Origin of the sequence: Streptomyces sp. 5-10 (assembly GCF_014712245.1) — a bacterium.
Classification (GTDB): Bacteria; Actinomycetota; Actinomycetes; order Streptomycetales; family Streptomycetaceae; genus Streptomyces; species Streptomyces violaceusniger.
In genome coordinates this window covers 419266-440832 of sequence record NZ_JACVYG010000001.1, presented here as the reverse complement: position 1 = coordinate 440832, position 21567 = coordinate 419266, and the positions used below count along the sequence as shown (strand labels likewise).

Here is a 21567-nt window from a genome sequence, read left to right as displayed (position 1 = left end):
ACCGTCCTATTGCAGGCGTGGTGGATGGGTCAGTAGACGGTCGTGCGATGGTCGAGTACGCATTCGCGGGGAGCCGGGACGCGGCGCGGTGCCCGCCGGGGGTGGTCATGAGGCTCTTCCGGAGCCGTTTTCCCACCCCCGCGGCGCACAGAGTGGCGCGATTTGACGGTACCGATGTGGCGGAAACCGCCCGCGTTTCACCCGGCTTGTCTGCGCTCTCCTGACGGTGCGTTACGGAACGGCGGGCGCGGCGGGGGAGGAGGTGGCGCCCGGAGTGGTCGGGGAGGCCGAGGAGCCCGGCGCGTCGTCGACCGGGGCGGGCGGGGACGGCGTGGGCGGTTCGCCCTTGCCCTCGAGCGAGGCCGGCTTCTTCAGGACGACCATGGGCTCACCGGGCTTGGGCATCACCGGCTTGGTGAAGTTCGGGCCCTGGGTCGGGGTCGCGGTGATCTGGCCGGGAAGCTTCTGGTAGTCCACCATCCCGGTGTTCTCCATCTGCGTGATGTGGTCCAGCACCGTGGTGTTGGCCTGGTTGGCGAGCTGACGCACCAGGGTGTTCTTGGTGGTCGCCCGGATCTTGGCGATGGAGCTGAAGATCTGGCCGTGGGTGATGCGCAGGATCTGGGCCATCTGGCCGTCGAAGTTCTTGCCCGTGGCGGCCGTCAGGGTGTCCAGGAACCCCTGCTGCTGCGGCGTGGGTTTGTTGGGCAGGGTGATGCCGAGTTTGGGCGCGATGTCCCGTGAGGCGTCGTCCAGGTTCGCATGCCCCACGATCAGATGCTCACCGGCCGTCTTCACCGCCGCCGTGGTGCCCTTCTTCAGGGCCAGCTCGCCGACGGGGTACTCCCACAGTCCGGCGAGCCGGACCTTGACCACGAAGTCCCGGTCGGCGCCGGTGAGCGGTCCGTACTGCGTCGAGCTCGTCTTCGCCAGGTTCGTCTGGTTCGTCTGCTGCACACCCGTCAGGACGGGCGACATGATCACGCCGAGGGTGACCACCACGGAACCTATGAGGAGGGAGGTACCTGTCACGAAGTACCGGGATCGCATAGAGCCTCCTGGCGGGGACGCCGGTCGTTGTGCGGAGCAGTGTCTGCCCGTGCTTGCACCGGCGAATACGGATCACGAGGGCCCTCTGCTCAATGGCCTGGCGGCTGTTTATATATCTTTGGACCGTTACTTACCGCCGCATATGGCCTATCTCACAGCCACCTCCCGAGCGCTCCTGGCTGAGGACGTCCACCAGCCGCTGGAGAGCCGGGTTGGGGCTGTCGGGGCTCCAGCAGGCGTGGAGGGTGACGGAGTGGGCGTCGGCCGGGGCCAGTTCGCGGTAGCGGACGCCGTGGACGCCCATGGTCATGATCGAGCGGGGGATCAGGGCGCAGCCCAGGCCCGCGCGGACCAGGGCGAGCATGGTGGGGACCTGGGAGGTCAACTGGCTGACCGCGTAGCGGTCCACGCCGATCATCGCGGCGCAGATGTCGTGCAGATAGCGGGAGCCCTCGGGGCTGTACCCGATGTAGTCATCGGCCACGTCGGTCAGGGCGACGGGGGCGTCGGCGTCGTCATGGGCCAGCGGATGGCCGGAGGGCACCGCGAGGACGAGGTCCTCGGAGTGGACCAGGAGCGACGCGTACCCCTCGGGGATGGGCGGCCGCACCAGACCCAGGTCGATGCGCAGCTCCGAGAGGGCGGCGAACTGATCGGGGCTGACCAGCTCGGTCAACTCGACGGTGACGTCGGGGAGGTGCCGCTTCACCAGGTCCAGCACATCGGCCAGGATGGCGTACGCGCCGATCGCGGTGAAGGCCAGCCGCAGGGTGCCGGTGCGGCCCTCGGCGGCGCGGCGGGTGGCGGTCGGCGCGGCGTCCAGCAGGGCCAGCACCCGGTGGCAGTGGTCGAGGAAGACCCGGCCCGCCGCGGTGATCCGGGCGCCTCGTCCGGTGCGCTCGAACAGGACGACGTCCAGGGCGCGTTCCAGCGCCTGGATCTGACGGGTCAGCGGGGGCTGGGTCATGTTGAGACGGGCGGCGGCTCGGCCGAAGTGCCGCTCCTCCGCCACCGCCACGAAGCCGCGGAGCTGCTGCAGGGAGAGGTTCATACCCTCACGGTATGGGGCGATGCGAAAGTGGGCTTGGACGGGCATGGCGGCGCGCCCCTACGGTCATGACGACCGCCACAGGGCAGATCCGCGCCGATCCCGTCCGAGGAGCCAGGTTGTCCAGACTCGCCGTCGCCATGACCCCCCAGCGTGCCGCCGATGTGATCAGCGCCGATGCCCGGCGGCTGATGGAGAAACGATACGAGGTGAGCTGGGCCGATGAGCCGCTGACCGCGGACGCGGTGACCCGGCTCGCCACCGGCAGCGATGTGCTGCTGACCAGCTGGGGCACGCCCCGTCTGGACCGGGCGATCTGGGCCGGTGGCGGTGGCCCCCGGGTGGTGGCACACGCCGCCGGGACGGTGAAGAAGCTCATCGACCGCGAGGTGCTCGACCAGGGCGTCGCGGTCTTCTCGGCCGCCGGGCGGATCGCCTGGTCCGTGGGGGAGTACTGCCTGGCGGCGATGCTCACCCTGGCCCGCCGGCTGCCGCTGTTCGACACCGCGATGCGCGCGGGCGGCTGGAAGCAGAGCGGCTTCCGGGGCGGTGAGCTCACCGGCCGGCGGGTGGGCATCCTCGGCGCGAGCTCCACGGCCCGCGCCCTGATCACCCTGCTCAGGCCGTTCCGCTGCGATGTGGTGGTGTACGACCCGTATCTGGACCCGGAGGCGGCCGCCGGGCTGGGGGTGCGGACCGCCACGCTCGAGGAGGCGCTCGGCTGCCCGTTCGTCTCCGTCCATGTGCCCGATCTCCCCGACACCCGTGGGCTGGTGAGCGCCCGGCTCATCGAGCGGATCCCCGACCACGCCGTGGTCGTCAACTCCGCCCGGGGACCGGCCGTCGACCAGGGCGCGCTGCTCGAACAGGTGCTGGCGGGGCGGCTGTTCGCCGCGCTGGACGTCTTCGACCCCGAGCCGCCGCAGCTCGGCGAGTCCGTGCTGCGCTGCCCGCATCTGCTGCTCACCCCGCATATCGCCGGGGACACCGTGGACGGGCATCTGGCGCTGGCCGGATATGTGATGGCGGATGTGGCCGACTGGCTGGACAAGGGCGTCCGCGGTCCGAGCTTCGTGGACCCCGCCTCCTGGCCCATCGCCGCCTGACCGGGTGCCCCAGTGCCGGCGTCGGCGGCACAGCCCGCCGCCGCGCGCCCCCGCGCTCCGCATTCGGCCGCTTGCGTCATCGACCTCATGTCAGGAGTCACTTCACCATGTCGCGTATCACGGCGGTCGAGGTCTTCCCCGTGGCCGTGCCGTTCGCCCGGCGGTTCGTGCTGGGCAGCGGCGCCGTCGGCACCCCCGACCAGGCGGGGTCGGTCATCTTCGTCAAGCTGACCACCGAGGACGGGGTCGTCGGCTGGGGCGAACAGCGCGCCCTGCCCAGCTGGAGCTATGAGACCGCCGAGACGATCGCCGTGGTCATCAAGCGCCATCTGGCCCCCATCCTCCTCGAACTCACCCCGTTCGACGTGGAGTTGTTCCACGCCCGGGCGAGCCGGCGGATGAGCCCCTCGGTGTCCAACGGCTTTCCGTTCGCCCGCGCCGCGGTGGACATCGCCCTGCACGACGCCGCCGGCAAACTGGCCGGGCTGCCGGTCCACGCCCTGCTGGGCGGCAAGCTCCGGGACACGGTGCCGCTCTGCTCGGCCATCGGCGTGGGCGAGCCCGCCGCCGTCCGCGAACACGCCCAAAAGTCCTCGGACTACACCGCCTACAAGGTGAAGATCGGCGGCGATCCCGCGGCGGACACCGCGGCCATCACCGCCGTCGCCGAGGTCGCCGCGGGCAAACCCCTCTGGCTGGACGCCAATCAGTCCTACCGGCCTGCCGCCCTCACCCGCCTGATGGACGCGGTGCGCGAGGTGCCGCACCTCCACTGCGTGGAACAGCCCGTACCGGGCACCGACACCCTCGCCCTGCGCCGGGTGCGGGACCTGATCGGCCTGCCGGTGGCCATCGACGAGGGCAGCTTCACCGCCCAGGACCTGGCCCGCACCCTCCGCCTGGACGCCGCCGATCTGGTGGTCGTCAAGATCTGCAAATCCGGCGGGCTGCGCAACGCCCTGAAGACCGCCCAGGTCGCACTGGCGGGCGGCCTGGAGGTGCTGGCCAGCGGGCTGACCGACTGCGGTATCGGCTTCGCGGCCGCGCTGCACCTCTTCAGCCAGCTGGAACTGGCCCTGCCCGCCGAACTGAACGGACCGGAGCTGCTGGCCGACCTCTACGTGGCGAACCTGGACATCGTCGCGGCCACCGCCACCGTCCCCTCCGGTCCCGGTCTCGGCGTCGAGGTCGACGAGGAACGCATCCGCGCCGAATCCCTGGACCTGGCCTGGTCCTGAACACCCGCGCACCCAGCCCCAGCAGCGAGGAGACGACGATGTCTTCCAGCCTTTCCCGGCGTGCTCTGCTCAAGGGGGCGGCCCTCGGCGGGCTCGCCACCACGGGAGCCCTCAGCGGCTGCTCCTCCGGTCCGCCGCCCGGCACGGCCACCTGGTCGATGTGGTCCAGCAGCCCGGAGGAGAACCGGGTCTGGGCCGACTTCGGGGCTTATGTCGAGCGGCGCATGCGCGTCAGATCGGCCTCGACCCTCACCCCTTCCGACGGCTACCCCACCAAGCTCGACCTGCAACTCGTCAGCGGAACGGCCGGCATGGTCACCGCCCTGAACGGCTGGCTGATCCCCACCTATGCCTCACGTGGCGCACACCGGCCGCTGGACGATCTCATCGCCGCCGACCCCGACTTCGACCTGGACGACTTCTACCCCGCCATCCGGTCCATCTCCTCGTTCGCCGGCCACACCTACGCCATCGGCTTCGACGTGGCGCCGACCGTGCTCTACTACAACAAGACGCTGCTGGAGCGGAACGGCGTCGATCCGCCGTCCCCGACCGAGCCCATGAGCTGGGACACCTTCCGGGATCTGACCATCGAGCTGAGCAAGCCGAAGGACCAGTACGGCTTCACCTGCGCCCCGACCATCGACGACCTGGTGTCCTGGATCTACTGCGCCGGTGGCGACGTCCTCGACGGGGACCGCGACACCAGCCCCCTGGACGCCCCCGAGTCCCTGCGGGCCATCCACTACGTGGTCGACCTGTTCGTCAAGGACCGGGTCACCCCACCGATCGACAACCTGGTCGCCCAGAACGCCTCCGGCGCCTCCCTGGCCAACTTCCTCCAGGGCAACGTGGCCTTCATGCAGAACGGCCCCTGGCAGGTGCTCAACGTCCGCAAGGCCTCCTTCGAATGGGACATCGTGCCCTTCCCCGCCGGACCGGCCGGATCCATACCACGGGTGTCGGGCTCCGGCTTCGCCATCCCCTCGGGCGTCAAGGACGACGACCTCGACCTGGCGTGGCGGCTGCTGAAGACCCTCACCAGCACGGGCGCGCTCGACATCTACGCACGGGCCGGGCGCAACAACCCCGCGCGGCTCTCCGCCGCGAGCGCCTTCGCACCGCCGCCCGCCAACCTCGGCATCGTCCAGCGGATCCTGAAGGGCGAGGTCGCCGGCGGCCATCCCTTCAACGTCACCACCAACTGGAACCGCGTCCGGCTGCTGCTGGGCCAGGACCTGCCCCGGGCCTTCCTCGGCCAGGTGAGCGTCCGCGACGCGATCGACGGTGTGATGCCACGGCTGAACGCCCTGATGCGCCAGCACCGTGACGCCGTCCGCCAGGCCACCTGAGGAGGACCACGATGGCTGTCGAAACCCCCGCCGCGGCGACCGCGGCCCCACGGCCCGCCCCGCGTGGCCCGCTGCGCCGTCCCCGGTTCCGGCGGCACGGCTCCGAGACGCTCGCCGCCTGGCTGTTCCTCCTGCCGAGCCTGGCCGGGTTCCTGGCCTTCACCGCCGGTCCCGTGGTCGCGGCCGGGGTGATCTCGCTGCTGGACTGGAACCTGTTCAGCCCACCCCACTTCATCGGGCTGGACAACTTCGCCCGGCTCGGCCCGGACGCCACCTTCTGGTCGGCGCTTCTCAACACCGCGTACTTCACCTTCGTCAGTGTGCCGCTGACGCTGCTGGTCAGCCTGGGCCTGGCGCTGCTGCTCAACCAGGGGCTGCGGCGCATGGCGGTGTTCCGGTCGCTGCTCCTGCTGCCCTACGCGACGATCACCGTGGCGGTGGCCTTCGTCTGGGTCTGGCTCTACATCCCGCACGACGGGCTGATCAACGCGGTGCTCGGCGGCTTCGGGATCGACGGCCCGGCCTGGCTGATCTCGGACGACTGGGCGATGCCCGCCCTCATCCTGATGAGCGTCTGGAAGAGCTTCGGCTTCGGCATGGTGATCTTCCTCGCCGGGCTCCAGGCCATCCCACAGCAGCTCTACGAGGCGGCCAGGGTGGACGGTGCCTCGCCCTGGCGGACCTTCCGCGCGGTGACGCTGCCCCTGCTGTCGCCCTCGGTGTTCTTCACCGTGGTCACCTCGATCATCGGCTCCTTCCAGGTCTTCGACCAGGCGCTGGTGATGACGGACGGCGGGCCGGGAACCAGCACCACCACGCTCGTGATGTACATCTACCGGACCGGATTCCAGAACTACGAGCAGGGCTACGCGGCCGCGCAATCGATGGTGCTGTTCGCCTTCATCGTCGTCATCACCGCGGCGCAGTTCCTGCTCCAGCGGAGGCTGGTGCACTATGACCTTTGACGTGCCCGCGCTCGCGGCCCTCCGCCGCTCGCCGGTGGCGGCCCGGCGGCTGCTGGTGTTCACCTGTTTCCTGGTCACCGCGGTCACCCTGACCCCCATCGTGATGATGGTGCTGGTGGCCTTCCAGTCCGACGCCGAGTCGATGGCGGCACGGCCGTCGTTCTGGCCCGGCAGCTGGCATCCGGAGAACATCGGCCGCGCCTTCGACCTCGTCCCGCTGGGCCGCTACCTGCTGAACACCGTCTTCTTCGCCGGTGGTACGGCGCTGCTGGAGACGGTCACCGCGGCGCTGGCCGCGTACGCCTTCGCCCGGCTGCGCTTCCGGGGCCGGAGCGTGCTGTTCGGCGTGTATCTCACCACCTTGATGATCCCCTCGCAGGTCACGCTGATCCCGCAGTTCATCCTGGTGGCGAAGTTGCACGGGGTGGACACCTGGCCGGGCATGATCCTGCCGCACGCCTTCACCGCGCTCGGGGTGTTCCTGCTCCGCCAGTTCTTCCTGGGCGTGCCCCGCGACTACGAGGAGGCCGCCCGCCTCGACGGGGCGAACCGGTGGCAGACGTTCATCCGGGTGATCGTCCCGCTCGCCGTCCCGGCCATCGCCACCCTGGCGGTGTTCAAGTTCATCAGCCAGTGGAACAACCTGCTCTGGCCGCTGGTGATATCCAACAGCGACTCCACCAGGACCGCGGCGGTCGGCCTCCAGGTGTTCCAGTCCACCAACGGCACCCAGTGGAATCTGCTGCTGATGGCGGCCGCCATCACCACCGTGCCGCTCATCGTGCTCTTCTTCCTCACCCAGCGCTGGTTCGTCAAAGGCATCACCATGAGCGGACTCGGAGGCCGCTGACACCATGACATTTCTCTGGTCCGTGTTCACCAAACCCTGGGCCACGCTGCCCGGAGACACCCTGGGCCGGCTGGTGTCCGGCCTCGGCTTCACCGGCGCCGAGGTCCCGGTCCGGGACACCGCGTACGTCACCCCGGGCGACGCCGGACGGCTGCTGCCGGAGTTCACCGCGCGGCTGCGGGCGGAGGGCGTCGAGGTGATCAGCGTCGCGAGCGATCTCCGCGAACCCGTCTTCGCGGCCTGCCGGGAGGCGGGCGTGCCGATGATCCGGGTCATGGCCGAACTGGGCCCCGACGGCTACGCCGCCTCGGTCCGGCGGGTACGGCGACGGCTGGAGGAGGCGGCGCCGCTCGCCGAGGGTTACGGCGTCCAGGTCGGGGTGCAGCCGCACCACGGGCGCTATGTGTCCTCCGCGCTGGGCGTGATGGACCTCCTCGACGGCCTGCCGGTGCAGCACTTCCGCGTCGTCTGGGACGCCGCCCATGACGCGCTGGCGGGTGACGATCCTCGGGTCACCCTGCCGCTGGTCGCCGAGCGGCTGGGCATCGTCAACCTCAAGAACGCCATCCATGTGCGCACCGAACCGGCCGGTGAGGCCGTCGGCGGGCACTGGAAACCCTGGTTCGTCCCCGGCCCCGAGGGGCTGGCCGACTGGTCGGCGGCGCTGGGGCGACTAGCGGAGCTCGGCTATACGGGCCCGGTGTGTCTGTCCGGGCAGTACTCCGACCCCGGTGTCCCGGTGGAGAAGCGCCTGGTGGCGGATCTGGCCGCGGCACGCGGCGCGGCGGGCGCCGCATGACCGGGCCTCCTCGGCGCCGCCGTACGACCGGGCCTCCTCGGCGCCGCCGCATGACCGGACGTCGTCCGTCCCGGTAAGAGCCGGAGGACGTATCCCGGGGGGAGCGGGAGAACCCCGCGCCCCCGCTCCCCCCGGCTCCTCCTCCCAGAGGCTCCTACGGCAGGCCGCCCGGCTCCGGGCCCCGGTAACCCGCCCGGGACGAGGCGTCGATGCCCACCTCGTAGCGGATACCGGGGTGGAGGGTGTTGCCGTCGACCCGGGCGCCGGTCGAGCGGTGGGCGAGGCCGATGGCGTGGTGGGTGGGGGCGGCGAACTCATTGCCGGTGATGGTGGCGTTCCGCACGTCCTCGAACATCAGGGCCTGGCAGGCGCGCAGCGTCTCGCAGTGGTTGCCCCTGATGGTGAAGTCGCCGGTGGTGCCCCGGCCGTCGCCCTCGCCGTCGTTGGGGCCCTCGGCCATCAGGCACATGTTGTCGATGTCCTCGCAGCGGTTGTTCTCGATGCGGACACGGTGGCTGGGCGGGGTGTCGCTGGCGAAGGTCTGCATGCAGTCGGCGTGCCGGCCATGGCTGTTGTCCGTGTCGCGGACGGTGTTGTGCGCGATGGTCAGATCGTCGCCGAAGAACCGGATGCCGTCGCCGTCCCCGCCCCTCGGGCCGATCACGGTGTTGTTCCGCACGGTGAGGCGGTGGCCGGTCAGCTCGATCCCGGGCGCCTCAGGCCGGACGGACCGGAACCCGTCCACGATCACATCGTCGGCCCCGACGGTGATGCCGTCCACGGCGTCCCCGCCCCCGGCGTAGGTGATCGGGCGCTCCCGGCTCCCGCCCTTGGTGATGACCAGCCGCCGCCGGGACAGATCGCCGTCGAAGCAGACGGTGTCACCCGGCTTCGCCCGGCGCGCCGCCTCCCGCGGGGTGGCGGCGTGCAGGGTGCAGCGCTCGGTCCCCTCCCCGGTGGTGAGCGACGCCGTCGGCGCGGCGGCGCCCCGCTCCTGGGGCCATGACGGACGCGCCAGGGCGGCCAGGAGCGCGAGGACCGAGACGGCGAGGAAGCCGAGGACGAGTCTCCAAGTGATCCGCATGGCGGGACCGTAGAGCGGAACCCCGGGGACCGGTCCCGTCGTCAGCCGTGCACCGCCGGCCTCCGGTTCACCCCACCGTCACCGTACGCCCCTAGGTTCACCCCGACACATGGAAGGGCGTGATCCCCGATGGAGACGCACAGAGCGCAGCGAAAGAGATTCAGATGCCGGCCGGCGCTGGTCGGCGGGGGAGTGGCGATGGCGATCGGCGCGCTGCTCGCCCCGCTCGTCGAGGCCCCCGCGGCGAGCGCGGCGCCACGGGCCGACGAGGTACGGCACCCCGTCGACCACGTGGACCCGCTGATCGGCTCCGCGGGCGGTGGCAACACCTACCCCGGTGCCACCCTGCCGTTCGGCATGATCGCCTGGTCCCCGACCAGCACCACCGGCGACCAGACCAACACCGCGGCGGCCAACGGCTATTCGTACGACACCACCCGGGTCCGGGGCTTCAGCCTCACCCATGTCAACGGCGCGGGCTGCCACCCCGGAGCCGCGGGCGATGTGCCGATCATGCCGTTCGTGGGCGAGGTCGACAGCTCTCCCACCGCCGACACCAAGGACCAGAAGTACGCCGCCACCTTCTCGCACGAGAAGGAGAAGGCCGAGCCCGGCCACTACCGGGTGGGGCTCGACTCGGGCGCGACCGCCGATCTCGCGGTGAGCCGGCGGGCCGGTGTCGCCGACTTCTCCTTCCCCCGGGACGCCCCGGCCCGGCTGCTGTTCCGCACCTCCAACTCGCTCAACGGCAGCGAGGACGCCCACATCGAGATCGACCGCGAGCGCCACGAGGTCACCGGCTGGGTGCTCACCGGCGCGTTCTGCGGACGGCGCGCCAACGGCGGCGAGAACAACCGCAAGACCTACTACCGCCTCTACTTCCAAGCCTCGTTCGACCGCGCCTTCTCCACCGTGGGCACCTGGGAGAACGACCGGCTCTCACCCGGCGACACGACCGCCGACGGTGGCGAGGGCTATCTCACCGGCGCCGACCGGGCCGGGCGCGGCTCCGGCGGATACGTGGGCTTCGACACCGCCCGGGACAACGATGTCCGGATGCGGCTCGGCATCTCGTACGTCTCCCTCGCGGGCGCCGAGGCCAACCTCCGCGCAGAGATAGCGCCCCGGGCGAGCGTCGCCGACGTGGCCGCCGCGGGACGGGCCGCCTGGGACCGCCGGCTGCGCGCCATCCGGATCAGCGGCGGCGGTGAGCCCCGCCGCACCGCGTTCTACACCGCCCTCTACCACGCGCTCCAGCAGCCCAACCTGATCAGCGACACCGACGGCCGCTACCCGGGCATGGATGGCACACCGCACCGCGTCGAGCGCGGGCAGACGGCGCAGTACAGCAACTTCTCCGGCTGGGACCAGTACCGCGCCCAGGTGCAGCTGCTCGCCCTGCTCCAGCCCGAGGTCGCCGGGGACTTCGCCCAGTCGCTGTACAACTTCGCCCGGCAGAACGGCGGGGTGTGGGACCGCTGGGTGCACATCAGCGGCGCCACCCATGTGATGACCGGCGACCCCTCCGCCGCCACGCTCGCCACCTTCTACGCCATGGGGGTACGGAACTTCGACGCCAAGGGCGCCTTCGACTCCCTCTACCGCCAGGCCACCGTCCCCCACCCCGACGGGCTCTCCGACAAGGGCTGCCCGGGGCAGTGCGAGGGCCAGCGCCCGGGCCTCGCCCAGTACCTGGAATCCCGGTACGCCGCACAGGACGCCTGCCACTGCTGGGGCGGCGCCGCGGAGACCCTGGAGGACTCCGTCGCCGATGACGCGCTCGCCCGCTGGGCCCGGCTGCTCGGCCGCACGAAGGAGGCCGATGAGCTCGGCGCACGCGGTGGCTACTGGCGCAATGTGTTCAACCCCCAGGCCACCGGCGCGGCGGGCTACATCCAGGCCAGGAACCGCGACGGCTCCTGGGTGACCCCCTTCGACCCGGCGTCCGACCGGGGCTTCGCCCAGGGCAGCGCCGCCACGTACACCTGGATGGTGCCGCAGGACGTCCAGGGGCTCGCCGAGGCCATGGGCGGCCGCGAGAAGGCGGCGGCCCGGCTGGACGGCTTCTTCCACAAGCCCGACGGCTCCTGGTCGGTCCGCGGCGGCGACCCGCTCCGCTACGACCCCACCAACGAGCCGGGCATCCACGCCCCCTGGCTCTACAACGCGCTCGGGCAGCCCTGGAAGACCCAGGAGACCGTGCGCCAGATCGTCACCACCGTCTACGGCACCGGGCCAAAGGGGCTGCCCGGCAACGACGACCTGGGCACCATGTCCGCGTGGTACGTGTTCGCGGCGCTCGGCCTCTATCCGCAGGCCCCGGGGCGCGCCGAGGCACTGCTCACCGGTCCGCTCTTCCCGCGCGCGGTGATCGCCCCGGCGGGGCAGCGGCGCGCCCTGACCATCGACGCCCCGGACGCGTCCGACACCCACCCCTATGTGCACGCGGTGCGGGTGAACGGCCGGCCGCACGACACCTCATGGCTCGACGGCTCCGTCGTGCGCCGGGGCGGTTCGCTCTCCTTCGACCTGGCCGACCGGCCCGGCACCGGCTGGGCCACCGACCCGGGGCGGCTGCCCCGCTGACGCGTTAGGCCGTCGCGTCGGCGAACGTGTCGGCGCGGATATGGGTCATGGGTCGGCCCATCACCCGGTACCTGCCGTTGGGCACCCGGTCGGACCGGGAGACGTGCACGGTGAGCGGGCCGGCCCACTCATAGCCCTTGTCCTCCGCGTGGCGCATCAGATGGTCCGTCAGCTCCTGCCCCACATGACAGCCACGCCGGGTGAGCTCCTCGTGGACCGCGTCGGCGAGCTCGACGTCATAGACGTTGGGCACGACCACCCGGGTCGGTCCGCACACCACGGTGTGGCTGTCGCATTCACGTTTCAGCGCGCCGAGGAGTTCGACGGGTTCGCTGCGGACCACCTTGGCGAGCAGCGATGCCTCCCAGCGCTCTATCGCCCGTTCCCATCGGTTCAGCGTCTGCATGCCCTCCCGCGTTCCCGAAATGGATCACCTCATGCCCTGATCGGCGCGGCTCACCGTCAGCGGCGTCGCTCACCGTCGCTACGGCTCCGCCGGAGCGTGAAGGTGTCCACGGGCTCGATGCGGCCGTAGAGCCCGGTGACCGCGTAGTAGGTCACCGACATGGTGGTGGGGCCGCCCGGCTCGGTGCCGGGGTCGACGGTGAACGCGGCGAAGCCGTAGGGGTTCACCCGGTCGCGCACCGCCGACCACGGGGCCGCCTCCGTCACATAGACCGGGGTCTTGTGGCCGTTCGCACCGGCCTCGCCCACCCCGGTGATGACATTGCACCGCGGGGTGTCGAACAGGACGTCCATCGACGGGACCGAGGTGCCACCGCCGCCGATGACCATGTGCACCGTTCCCCCGGTGGTGTCCACCAGATCGGTGCGGGTGGCGGCGGGGGTCGGCGTCATCGTGTCGTTGGGCTCCCGGCCGCGGATCGGGTGGGAGCGCTCGTAGTGGTGTTCATGGCCGCAGACGACCAGGTCGACGCCGTAACGGTCGAAGAGCGGCAGCCACTCCTGCCGGATGCCGAGGTCGGCGCCGTTGCCCGGGTGGTCGGCCGTGGAGACGACCACCTGGTGCATGACGACCACGATCCAGTCGATGTCCCGGTCGGCCCGGGCCCGGGTGAGCTCGGCCTCCAGCCAGCGCCGCTGGGCCCCGCCGGAGTAGCCCCGCACATAGGTGTTTCCGGCGTCCTGAAGGGCCACGTCGTCATTGGCCAGGCTCACGACGCGCACCGAGCCGGCGGTGAAGGCGTACCACAGCCCCTGGGTCTCGTCGTCGCCGCCGTTGCCGGGCAGCGCGAAGTACGCCTGGTAGGCGGCGAATCCGATCGGCCCGTTGCCCAGCTCGTTCTCGTGGTTGCCGGCCGCGGGCATCCACGGCCGGAACCGCGAGGACCGGCTGGTCATGTCGAACCAGTCCGCCCAGGTGCGCAGCCGGTCCTCGGACAGATTGGCGTAGCACAGATCGCCGTTGATCAGGTGGAACAGGGGCGCGACCCGCTCGACGGCGGTGGTCACGTCGTTGGCGTACGGCGAGCCGAGGTTGTCGTTGAGATAGGTGAGCTTCTCGGTGATCTTCGGCGGCTTGGGTCCGTTCAGCTTGCCCACCGTGGGCGTGCCCTGGTCGCCGAAGCTGGTGAAGGTGAACGGCGCCCGGCCGCCCGGCCCGGTGCGGAACGACCCCGCCTCCGGGGTCGCCCCGTCGTGGACGGCGGCGTAGACGTAGTCGGTGCCGGGGCGCAGCCGGCTCAGCCGGGCGTGGTGTACATACAGGCTCTGCTGGGACTTGGCGTCCCGGTAGAAGGTGGTCCGCGCGGTGACCTCGGTACCCATGCCGTGGGACGGGGTGCCGAGCATGACACGCGGCCGTTTCACCGGGACCGGCGTCTGCCAGGACACCACGACCTCCCGGGCGGCGTCGGCCCCGAACTGCAGATGCGGCCCGCTCACCGGTGGCATCCCGGACCCCTCCGGCCGGGTCCACAGCACCGGCGAGGCCGCCACCGCCTGCTGCTGGGACAGATACGTGCCCGCACCGGCCGCCGCGGCGCCCGCCACGCCGAGCAGCCCCCGGCGGCTCACCCGGGACGTGGTCGATGCGGTGGCCGGGGCCGCCGATCTGGTGGCCGACGCTGCCGATGTGGTGGCCGTGTTCTTCGGTGTCGTCGTCATGGGGCGAAGCTCCCACGCGCCCGCCGTCGCCGGACACCGTGGCGCCGTGAACAGCGGCCCACGGCGGGCTACCGGCGGGCGACCGGACGGCGAACCCCGACAACCATCTCGATGGACGGTGGCGGATGTGCGTTGCCAGGGGCGGTGGCGGCACCGCACGCTGGTGTCCGTGAGCGATCGGGACGAGGAGCTGCGCGGACTGGACGCGGTGCTGCGGGAGCTGCGCCACGCCCGTTACGGGCTGTACGGACCGCTGGTGCGGGAGCGCTTCCTGGACGGGCTGCCCGAGGGCGTCACCCCGACCGGCTACCGGGTGCTGCGCTTCGTCGAGGCCAGCACCCCGCCGCCGCCCACCGTGTCCGACATCGCCGCCCTGCTGCTGTCCGACCGGGCCCGCGCCGTGCGGGTCGTGGACCGGCTGGTGGCGGCGGGGCTGGTGACCCGGGTGCGGGACACCGTGGACCGGCGGATGCGGAGGGTGGCGCTGACCGACACCGGACGCCGCCATGTCGCCCTGGCGGCCGCCCGGCGGACCCGGCTGCTGGGCGAGGCCATCGCGGACTGGCCGGACGAGGACCTCGCCCGGCTGACGGACTACCTGGAGCGGCTCAACGCCTCCGTGGCCCGCCATCTGCCGATGTCCGGGGAGCCCGAAGGCTCCGGCGATCGGTGACGCGGGGCCGGGGCGACCCGGCCCCGCGTCACCGCCGCGGGTGTGCCGCGTCGCGCGAGGGGCCGTCGGCTACGCCTTGGACGCCCGGAAGTTCCGGAACAGCAGATAGGTGTCGAGGATGTCCGACGAGGCGCTTTCGACCGAGCGGTAGATGCCCCACTTGGGCCGCTGGTAGTCGTCCTGGTCGGGCATCTTCACATTGGACATGCTGCCCTGGACCGCCACCGGGGCGCCGGACCCGGTGCCGTTGCGCACCACGCAGGCCGCCTTGCCGTTCGAGCCGACGGTGAACGTCCACTCGATGGTGATCCACTTGTTGCGCAGCGGTGCCAGATTGGTCGAGGCGATGTCCGGTGAGCCGGAGTTGGCGTACGCACGGGCCCGCAGCAGCTCCGTGCTGCCGCTGCGGCCGAGGTCCAGGGTGATGTACGGACCGCCGTTGTCCACCGGGGTCTTGGTCTGGAAGATGTGGGTGAACTTGCTGGTGCCGTGCAGCGAGGTGGGCATGAACATCTCGTAGCTGAGGCTCCACGTCTCACCGTCGCGCATCTTCACGGTGGAGCCGCCCTGCACCATGCCCTTGGACTCGGTGCGCTGGCGGTCGCCGTCCCCGGTGGTGTCCCGGTCGTCCTTCCAGATGTTGAAGCGGTAGTGGTCACCGCCCTCGACGATCACGTACTTCCGGTCGGGGTGAGCGCCGCCGCGGTCGGCCTCGATGCCCTCGAACGCCTTGAGCCCGTCGCTGGACGGGTCAGGGTGCCAGAGCAACTGCGCGGCCGCGGCGCGCGAGGCGGCGGAGGCCGAGGCGGCGCCCGAGGTCAGCTGCCCGAGGGCGATCGGTGTTCCGACGGCCGCCGCGGCCATCGAACCGAGGACCCGGCGGCGGCTCAACGGGCGGGGAGGGGGGAGTTCTGCCATGGTCGTTGACTTCCTTCCTGATCCGGTAAAGGAGTGGCGTGCTCATGGCGCACCACGCAGATTGGACCGGACCAAATGGACCGTCAAGCCTCGCGGGCGGTTCTTTACCCGAGAATTGGTTCAGCTGGCTGAACAAAATCTGCCGCTTTCTGGGGCATATGGCGGCATCTCCATCCCTCATTTTGAGCGTTTGTTCGTTCTTATGAACTCGTAGACAGTGTCTACGGCCGGTGAGGCGATCGCCGCTCATGAGGGCGATCCCCGCGAGCAGTTGACGGCGCTGGCGCTGATCGCGGTGGCGAGCCTGCTGGTCTTCGCGGGCCGCCTCGGCGACCGCTACGGCCATCGGCGCGTCTTCGCCCTCGGGATGCTGGGCTTCGGCGCCGCCTCGGCGGGCATCGGGCTCGCGGGTGGCATCGGCTGGGTGATCGGGCTGCGGGTCGCCCAGGGGGTTTTCGGGGCGCTGCTGCAACCCGCCACCCTCGGGATGCTGCGGGCCGCGTATCCGCCCGACCGGCTCGGCCGGCCGGTCGCGGTGCGGACCGGCGCCATCGGGCTGGCGGCCGTGGCCGGTCCGCTGGTCGGCGGGGCGCTGACCACCCATCTGGGGTGGCGGGCGGTGTTCTTCGTCAATGTCGCGCCCGCCCTCGCCATGGGCCTGGCGGCCCTCGCCGTCCGGGCCCCTTCGGTATTCCCCGCCCAAGCCTCGGGGGCCCTCGCCGTCCCTGCCCCGGCGGCGCCCCGTGAGACCGCCCGGCCGCGGCTCGATCTGCCCGGTGCGGGGCTGCTCGCGGTGGCGCTGGCCGGGCTGGTGCACACGCTCGTCGGGATCACCGGAACCGGCTGGACGGTGGCGACCATGCTCGGGCTCGGGTGCGCCGTGGTGGCCGGAGGCGTCTTCGTGCGGCATGAGCGCCGGACGGAGGATCCGCTGGTGCCGCCCGGCGTGCTGCGGTCGGGCACCGCGGGCCCGGCGCTCGGTGTGCTGGTGGCCGCGTCGGCCGCGCTGTTCGGGGCGCTGTTCCTCGGCACGTACTACGTGCAGGACGTGCTCGCGCTGAATCCGCTCGACAGCGGGCTGCGGGCGCTGCCGCTCGCGGTGATGATGGTGCTGGGCGCGCCGGTGGCGGCGACGCTGACGCGCCGTCAGGGGCCCCGCCGGACGGCGGTGGCGGGGATGGTTCTGGTGGTGGCCGGTGTGCTGCTGATGTCCCGTCTCGGCCGGGGCTCGGGCGCCGAGGCGATCGGCGGCTGCTTCCTCCTGCTGGGCGCGGGTTTCGCCACCGTGATGGTCACCGCGACCACCGTGGTCGTGCGGGACGCGTCCGTGGACACCGCCGGGGTGGCGGGCGGCCTCCAGCAGACCGCCATGAACATCGGGCCCGCGCTGGGGGTCGCCGCCGCGACCACGCTGATGAGCGTGGCCGGGCGGGGCGACATCACCGGACGGCCGCCCGGCGACGGACCGCGCTGGGCGGCCGGTGTCTTCCTCTCGGCGATGGGACCGGCGCTGACGGTCCTCGCGGCCGTGGCCGCGGCCGGTGCGTTGCTCGCCACCAGACTGCCGGGCCGTACGGCGACGCGACCGCCCGGGGATCAGCCGGTGGAAGGGCTCCCGGACGGACCCCCGAGGTCCGAGATCGCGTCGAGCGCCTGATGTGCACCGGTCGTGCGGACACCGGTCCAGCGCCTCCAGATAGGTCACCGCCGCGCGGTAGGCGTGGGTGAAGCCCTCGGTGGAGACAGGCGTGGAGAACCTCGCGGTCGTAGCTCGCGCTGCTCACCGGCCCCATGGAGGTGCGCTCCCGGCTGGGCATCCGCAAGGGTCTCCGCGGCCGGGACGCGCACGGTCGCCCGGTCCGCGGTGGACACCTTTCTGCGGGCCTACGAAACCGCCGCCACCGGCCACCCCTGACCCGAGGGCCGGGGGCCGGTGGCGGCGGCGCGTGGCAGGTGTTGTCGGCTCAAGCGAGGGCGACCAGCAGATCGCCGCCCTCCACCTGCTGAATCGCGTTGATGGCGATGCGCGAGACGGTCCCGCTCTTCGGGGCCGCGATGGTGGCCTCCATCTTCATCGCCTCGATCGTGCCGATGGTGGCACCGGCCTCCACCTGGTCGCCCTCGGCCACCGCCAGCGTCACCACACCCGCGAAGGGCGCCGCCACATGGCCGGGGTTGCTCCGGTCGGCCTTCTCGGTGGCCGGCACATCGGAGGCCACCGAGGTGTCCCGCACCTGGACCGGGCGCAACTGGCCGTTCAGCGAGGCCATCACCGTGCGCATACCGCGCTCGTCCGCGTCGCCGATGGCCTCCAGCTCGATCAGCAGCCGGACACCGGGCTCGAGGTCCACCGTGTACTCGTGCCGCGGGCGCAGTCCGTAGAAGAAGTCCTTGCTGTCCAGCACGCTGGTGTCGCCGTGGGCCTGCCGGTGTGCCTCGAACTCCTTGGTCGGACCGGGGAACAGCAGCCGGTTCAGCGTGGCCCGCGGGTCCTTCTCCAACTGCTCGCGGTCCTCGGCGGACAGCTCCGCGGCCACCGGCTTGGCGGCGGCGCGGCCCTCCAGCGCCTTGCTGCGGAACGGCTCGGGCCAGCCGCCCGGCGGATTGCCCAGCTCGCCGCGGAGGAACCCGATGACCGAGTCCGGGATGTCGTACCGGCCCGGCTCCGCCTCGAAGTCCTCCGGCGACACCCCCGCCCCCACCAGGTGCAGCGCCAGATCGCCGACCACCTTCGACGACGGGGTGACCTTCACCAGATGGCCCAGGATCCGGTCCGCGGCGGTGTACATCGCCTCGATGTCCTCGAAGCGGTCGCCGAGGCCGAGCGCGATGGCCTGGGTGCGCAGATTGGACAGCTGGCCACCGGGGATCTCGTGGTGGTACACCCGTCCGGTCGGCGAGGCGAGGCCCGCCTCGAACGGTGCGTAGATCTTGCGCACCGCCTCCCAGTACGGCTCCAGGCCGCCGATCGCCTCGAGGTCGAGCCCGGTCGGCCGGTCGGAGTGGTCGGTGGCGGCCACGATCGCCGACAGCGACGGCTGGGAGGTGGTGCCGGCCATGGAGGCCACCGCGCCGTCCACCGCGTCCGCACCGGCCTGGACCGCCGCGAGATAGGTGGCGAGCTGACCGCCCGCGGTGTCATGGGTGTGGATATGCACCGGCAGGTCGAACTCCCGGCGCAGCGCGGAGACCAGCTTCGCCGCGGCCGGGGCGCGCAGCAGCCCCGCCATGTCCTTGATGGCCAGCACATGCGCGCCCGCGTCCACGATCTGCTCGGCGAGCCGCAGATAGTAGTCGAGGGTGTACAGCCGCTCCGAGGGATCGGACAGGTCGGAGGTGTAGCAGAGCGCCACCTCGGCGATGGCCGAGCCGGTCTCCCGTACCGCGTCGATCGCGGGCCGCATCTGCCCGATGTCGTTCAGCGCGTCGAAGATCCGGAAGATGTCGATCCCGGTGGCCGTGGCCTCCCGTACGAAGGCGGTGGTCACCTCGGTCGGATACGGCGTGTAGCCCACGGTGTTGCGGCCGCGCAGCAGCATCTGCAGACAGATGTTGGGCACCGCCTCGCGCAGCTTGGCCAGCCGCTCCCAGGGATCCTCGGCGAGGAAGCGCAGCGCCACGTCGTAGGTGGCGCCGCCCCAGCACTCCAGCGACAGCAACTGCGGCACGGTCCGCGCCACCACCGGGGCCACGGCCAGCAGGTCCTTGCTGCGGACCCGGGTGGCCAGCAGCGACTGGTGCGCGTCCCGGAAGGTGGTGTCGGTGACACCGATCGTGGGCGACTCGCGCAGCAGGCGCGCGAAGCCCTCCGGGCCCAGCTCGGTGAGCCGCTGCTTGGAGCCGGCGGGCGGCTCGGTGTCCGGCACCGGGGGCAGCTTGGTGGTCGCGTCGATCAGATGGGGCCGCTCGCCGTGGGGCTTGTTCACCGTGATGTCGGCGAGATAGGTGAGCAGCTTGGTGCCGCGGTCGGCGGAGTGACGCGCCGTCAGCAGATGCGGCCGCTGCTCGATGAACGACGTGGTGACCTGCCCGGCCCGGAAGTCCGGATCGTCCAGCACCGCCTGGAGGAAGGGGATGTTGGTGGACACACCGCGGATGCGGAACTCGGCCACCGCGCGCCGGGCGCGGCCGACCGCGGTGGTGAAGTCCCGCCCCCGGCAGGTCAGCTTGACCAGCATCGAGTCGAAGTGGGCGCTGATCTCCGCACCGGCGTGGGTGGTGCCACCGTCCAGCCGGATGCCCGAACCGCCCGGGGAGCGGTACGCGCTGATCATCCCCGTGTCCGGGCGGAAGCCGTTGGCCGGGTCCTCGGTGGTGATCCGGCACTGCAGCGCCGCGCCCCGCAGATACACGGTGTCCTGGGCGAGGCCGAGGTCGGACAGCGTCTGACCGGCGGCGATCCGCAGCTGCGACTGGACGAGGTCCACATCGGTGATCTCCTCGGTCACTGTGTGCTCGACCTGGATCCGCGGATTCATCTCGATGAACACATGGCGGCCGTCGCGGTCGAGCAGGAACTCCACCGTGCCGGCGTTGCGATAGCCGATCTCCCGGGCGAACTTCACCGCGTCCTCGCAGATCCGGGCCCGCAGCTCCGGATCGAGGTTGGGCGCCGGGGCCAGCTCGATCACCTTCTGGTGGCGCCGCTGCACCGAACAGTCGCGCTCGAACAGATGGATGACACCACCCTGCCCGTCGGCGAGGATCTGCACCTCGATGTGGCGGGGCTCCACCACCGCCTTCTCCAGGAAGACCGTGGGATCGCCGAAGGCGGACTCGGCCTCCCGCGCCGCCGCCTCGATGGACTCGCGCAGCGTCTCCCGGCTCTCGACCCTGCGCATCCCGCGCCCGCCACCACCGGCGACGGCCTTGACGAACACCGGGAAGCCGAGCTCGTCCGCGGCCCGGACCAGCTCGTCCACATCGGTCGACGGCTCGGAGGAGCCCAGCACCGGCACCCCGGCCGCACGGGCCGCGGCCACCGCGCGCGCCTTGTTCCCGGTGAGCTCCAGGGTCTGCGCGCTGGGCCCCACGAACGTGATCCCCGCTTCCTCGCACGCGCGCGCGAGCTCGGGGTTCTCGGACAGGAAGCCGTACCCGGGGTACACCGCGTCCGCGCCCGCCTCGCGCGCCGCGTTGACGATCTCCTCGACGGAGAGATAGGCCCGCACCGGATGGCCCGGCTCGCCGATCTCGTACGCCTCATCGGCCTTGAGCCGGTGCAGTGAGTTGCGGTCCTCGTGCGGGAACACGGCGACGGTTCTCGCACCCAGCTCATAGCCGGCGCGGAAGGCGCGAATGGCGATCTCACCACGATTGGCGACCAGCACCTTGCGGAACATGCCCGATCCCTTCTACCTGCCCGTTACCAACACACGCTTGTCGGCGAACCCTACTGCCGCCCGCCACGTGGGGCGCCCGGGGTGTGATCGAGTTCTCGTGGATGGTGCGGCACGGCATCCGGCCCTCGTCATCCATGGTCGCCCACGGCTCCCGAAGGCGACCGGGCTCACCACTCGGCGAGCGAGCCGTCCGGGTGGCGCCACACCGGATTCCGCCAGGCGTGCCCACGGCGGTCGGCGGCGCGCACCGCGGCCTCGTCCACCTCGATGCCGAGCCCGGGGCGGTCGATGCGCGAGAGCTGCCCGGCGGTGAACCGTGATGGTGGAGGCGTTCACTGTGACAATAAACAATAAATAATGAGAACTCGCGCGTGCCCGCGGGGCCGAATAAAGACCTTGCGCCGCGCCATGGCGAGTTCCGGCGATTCC

General features: G+C 71.5%; 16 protein-coding genes and 1 pseudogene. 9 read left to right on the top strand and 8 right to left on the bottom strand.

All coding sequences use genetic code 11. The features are described 5' to 3' along the window. Positions 1–231: 231 nt before the first annotated feature. Both IEJ02_RS02035 and IEJ02_RS02030 read right to left on the bottom strand, forming a co-directional pair. Positions 232–1050, bottom strand: a complete 819-nt coding sequence (locus IEJ02_RS02035) for a DUF4142 domain-containing protein (RefSeq protein ID WP_191063041.1) — start codon at positions 1048–1050, stop codon at positions 232–234. Between the two features lie 130 nt (positions 1051–1180). Further along, complete coding sequence (locus IEJ02_RS02030) at positions 1181–2101, bottom strand: LysR substrate-binding domain-containing protein (protein WP_223863199.1); 921 nt, start codon at positions 2099–2101, stop codon at positions 1181–1183. A 116-nt stretch (positions 2102–2217) separates the two neighbouring features. On the opposite strand from IEJ02_RS02030, the gene IEJ02_RS02025 reads away from it, so the two are divergent. The 6 genes from IEJ02_RS02025 (at position 2218) to IEJ02_RS02000 (ending at position 8408) form a co-directional block, all read left to right on the top strand. Next, positions 2218–3204 carry a hydroxyacid dehydrogenase gene (locus tag IEJ02_RS02025; protein ID WP_191063040.1) on the top strand — a complete coding sequence of 329 codons (987 nt, stop codon included), beginning with the start codon at positions 2218–2220 and terminating at the stop codon, positions 3202–3204. Positions 3205–3311: 107 nt separating this feature from the next. After that, complete coding sequence (locus IEJ02_RS02020) at positions 3312–4442, top strand: mandelate racemase/muconate lactonizing enzyme family protein (RefSeq protein ID WP_191063039.1); 1131 nt, start codon at positions 3312–3314, stop codon at positions 4440–4442. A gap of 38 nt (positions 4443–4480) precedes the next feature. Further along, the gene (locus IEJ02_RS02015; protein WP_191063038.1) at positions 4481–5794 is read left to right on the top strand and encodes an ABC transporter substrate-binding protein; all 1314 of its coding nucleotides are present in this window, start codon (positions 4481–4483) and stop codon (positions 5792–5794) included. Positions 5795–5805: 11 nt separating this feature from the next. Beyond that, entirely contained in the window at positions 5806–6759 is a 954-nt protein-coding gene (locus IEJ02_RS02010) for a carbohydrate ABC transporter permease (RefSeq protein ID WP_191063037.1), read from the top strand. Further along, complete coding sequence (locus tag IEJ02_RS02005; RefSeq protein WP_191063036.1) at positions 6749–7609, top strand: carbohydrate ABC transporter permease; 861 nt, start codon at positions 6749–6751, stop codon at positions 7607–7609. Before IEJ02_RS02010 ends, IEJ02_RS02005 begins: the two co-directional genes overlap by 11 nt. Before the next feature lie 4 nt (positions 7610–7613). Continuing rightward, complete coding sequence (locus IEJ02_RS02000; RefSeq protein ID WP_191063035.1) at positions 7614–8408, top strand: sugar phosphate isomerase/epimerase family protein; 795 nt, start codon at positions 7614–7616, stop codon at positions 8406–8408. A 154-nt stretch (positions 8409–8562) separates the two neighbouring features. Here IEJ02_RS02000 and IEJ02_RS01995 read toward each other — a convergent pair whose 3' ends face one another. Next, positions 8563–9492, bottom strand: coding sequence for a right-handed parallel beta-helix repeat-containing protein (locus IEJ02_RS01995; protein WP_191063034.1), 930 nt, complete (start codon positions 9490–9492; stop codon positions 8563–8565). 198 nt (positions 9493–9690) lie between these two features. Here IEJ02_RS01995 and IEJ02_RS01990 point away from each other — a divergent pair, with 198 nt between their 5' ends. Beyond that, positions 9691–12078, top strand: coding sequence for a GH92 family glycosyl hydrolase (locus IEJ02_RS01990; RefSeq protein ID WP_191063033.1), 2388 nt, complete (start codon positions 9691–9693; stop codon positions 12076–12078). Positions 12079–12082: 4 nt separating this feature from the next. Here the strand turns inward: IEJ02_RS01990 and IEJ02_RS01985 are convergent, their stop codons facing one another. Both IEJ02_RS01985 and IEJ02_RS01980 read right to left on the bottom strand, forming a co-directional pair. Beyond that, positions 12083–12484 carry a DUF3662 domain-containing protein gene (locus IEJ02_RS01985; RefSeq protein WP_191063032.1) on the bottom strand — a complete coding sequence of 134 codons (402 nt, stop codon included), beginning with the start codon at positions 12482–12484 and terminating at the stop codon, positions 12083–12085. Between the two features lie 56 nt (positions 12485–12540). Continuing rightward, positions 12541–14205: a purple acid phosphatase family protein gene (locus tag IEJ02_RS01980; protein ID WP_191063031.1), complete on the bottom strand. Its 1665-nt coding sequence runs from the start codon at positions 14203–14205 to the stop codon at positions 12541–12543. 169 nt (positions 14206–14374) lie between these two features. Here IEJ02_RS01980 and IEJ02_RS01975 point away from each other — a divergent pair, with 169 nt between their 5' ends. Continuing rightward, on the top strand, positions 14375–14878 hold the full coding sequence (locus IEJ02_RS01975; protein WP_191063030.1) for a MarR family winged helix-turn-helix transcriptional regulator: 504 nt from the start codon (positions 14375–14377) through the stop codon (positions 14876–14878). A gap of 69 nt (positions 14879–14947) precedes the next feature. Here IEJ02_RS01975 and IEJ02_RS01970 read toward each other — a convergent pair whose 3' ends face one another. Further along, positions 14948–15796: a hypothetical protein gene (locus tag IEJ02_RS01970; protein WP_191063029.1), complete on the bottom strand. Its 849-nt coding sequence runs from the start codon at positions 15794–15796 to the stop codon at positions 14948–14950. 238 nt (positions 15797–16034) lie between these two features. On the opposite strand from IEJ02_RS01970, the gene IEJ02_RS01965 reads away from it, so the two are divergent. Continuing rightward, entirely contained in the window at positions 16035–17453 is a 1419-nt protein-coding gene (locus IEJ02_RS01965; RefSeq protein WP_317985698.1) for an MFS transporter, read from the top strand. Positions 17454–17760: 307 nt separating this feature from the next. On the opposite strand, the gene IEJ02_RS01960 is transcribed toward IEJ02_RS01965, so the two are convergent. Together IEJ02_RS01960 and IEJ02_RS48150 are read right to left on the bottom strand one after the other, a co-directional pair. After that, a complete protein-coding gene (locus IEJ02_RS01960; RefSeq protein ID WP_191063027.1) occupies positions 17761–21138 on the bottom strand; it encodes a pyruvate carboxylase in 3378 nt (1125 codons plus the stop codon). Between the two features lie 167 nt (positions 21139–21305). Continuing rightward, a pseudogene (locus IEJ02_RS48150) lies at positions 21306–21467 on the bottom strand (galactonate dehydratase); the annotation flags it as partial. Positions 21468–21567 lie beyond the last annotated feature (100 nt).

Coding starts and splice junctions, on each gene's coding strand:
- IEJ02_RS02035 (WP_191063041.1), bottom strand. CDS start 1,050: ATGCGATCCCGGTACTTCGTGACAGGTACCTCCCTCCTCATAGGTTCC.
- IEJ02_RS02030 (WP_223863199.1), bottom strand. CDS start 2,101: ATGAACCTCTCCCTGCAGCAGCTCCGCGGCTTCGTGGCGGTGGCGGAG.
- IEJ02_RS02020 (WP_191063039.1), top strand. CDS start 3,312: ATGTCGCGTATCACGGCGGTCGAGGTCTTCCCCGTGGCCGTGCCGTTC.
- IEJ02_RS02015 (WP_191063038.1), top strand. CDS start 4,481: ATGTCTTCCAGCCTTTCCCGGCGTGCTCTGCTCAAGGGGGCGGCCCTC.
- IEJ02_RS02010 (WP_191063037.1), top strand. CDS start 5,806: ATGGCTGTCGAAACCCCCGCCGCGGCGACCGCGGCCCCACGGCCCGCC.
- IEJ02_RS02005 (WP_191063036.1), top strand. CDS start 6,749: ATGACCTTTGACGTGCCCGCGCTCGCGGCCCTCCGCCGCTCGCCGGTG.
- IEJ02_RS02000 (WP_191063035.1), top strand. CDS start 7,614: ATGACATTTCTCTGGTCCGTGTTCACCAAACCCTGGGCCACGCTGCCC.
- IEJ02_RS01995 (WP_191063034.1), bottom strand. CDS start 9,492: ATGCGGATCACTTGGAGACTCGTCCTCGGCTTCCTCGCCGTCTCGGTC.
- IEJ02_RS01990 (WP_191063033.1), top strand. CDS start 9,691: ATGGCGATCGGCGCGCTGCTCGCCCCGCTCGTCGAGGCCCCCGCGGCG.
- IEJ02_RS01985 (WP_191063032.1), bottom strand. CDS start 12,484: ATGCAGACGCTGAACCGATGGGAACGGGCGATAGAGCGCTGGGAGGCA.
- IEJ02_RS01980 (WP_191063031.1), bottom strand. CDS start 14,205: ATGACGACGACACCGAAGAACACGGCCACCACATCGGCAGCGTCGGCC.
- IEJ02_RS01970 (WP_191063029.1), bottom strand. CDS start 15,796: ATGGCAGAACTCCCCCCTCCCCGCCCGTTGAGCCGCCGCCGGGTCCTC.
- IEJ02_RS01960 (WP_191063027.1), bottom strand. CDS start 21,138: ATGTTCCGCAAGGTGCTGGTCGCCAATCGTGGTGAGATCGCCATTCGC.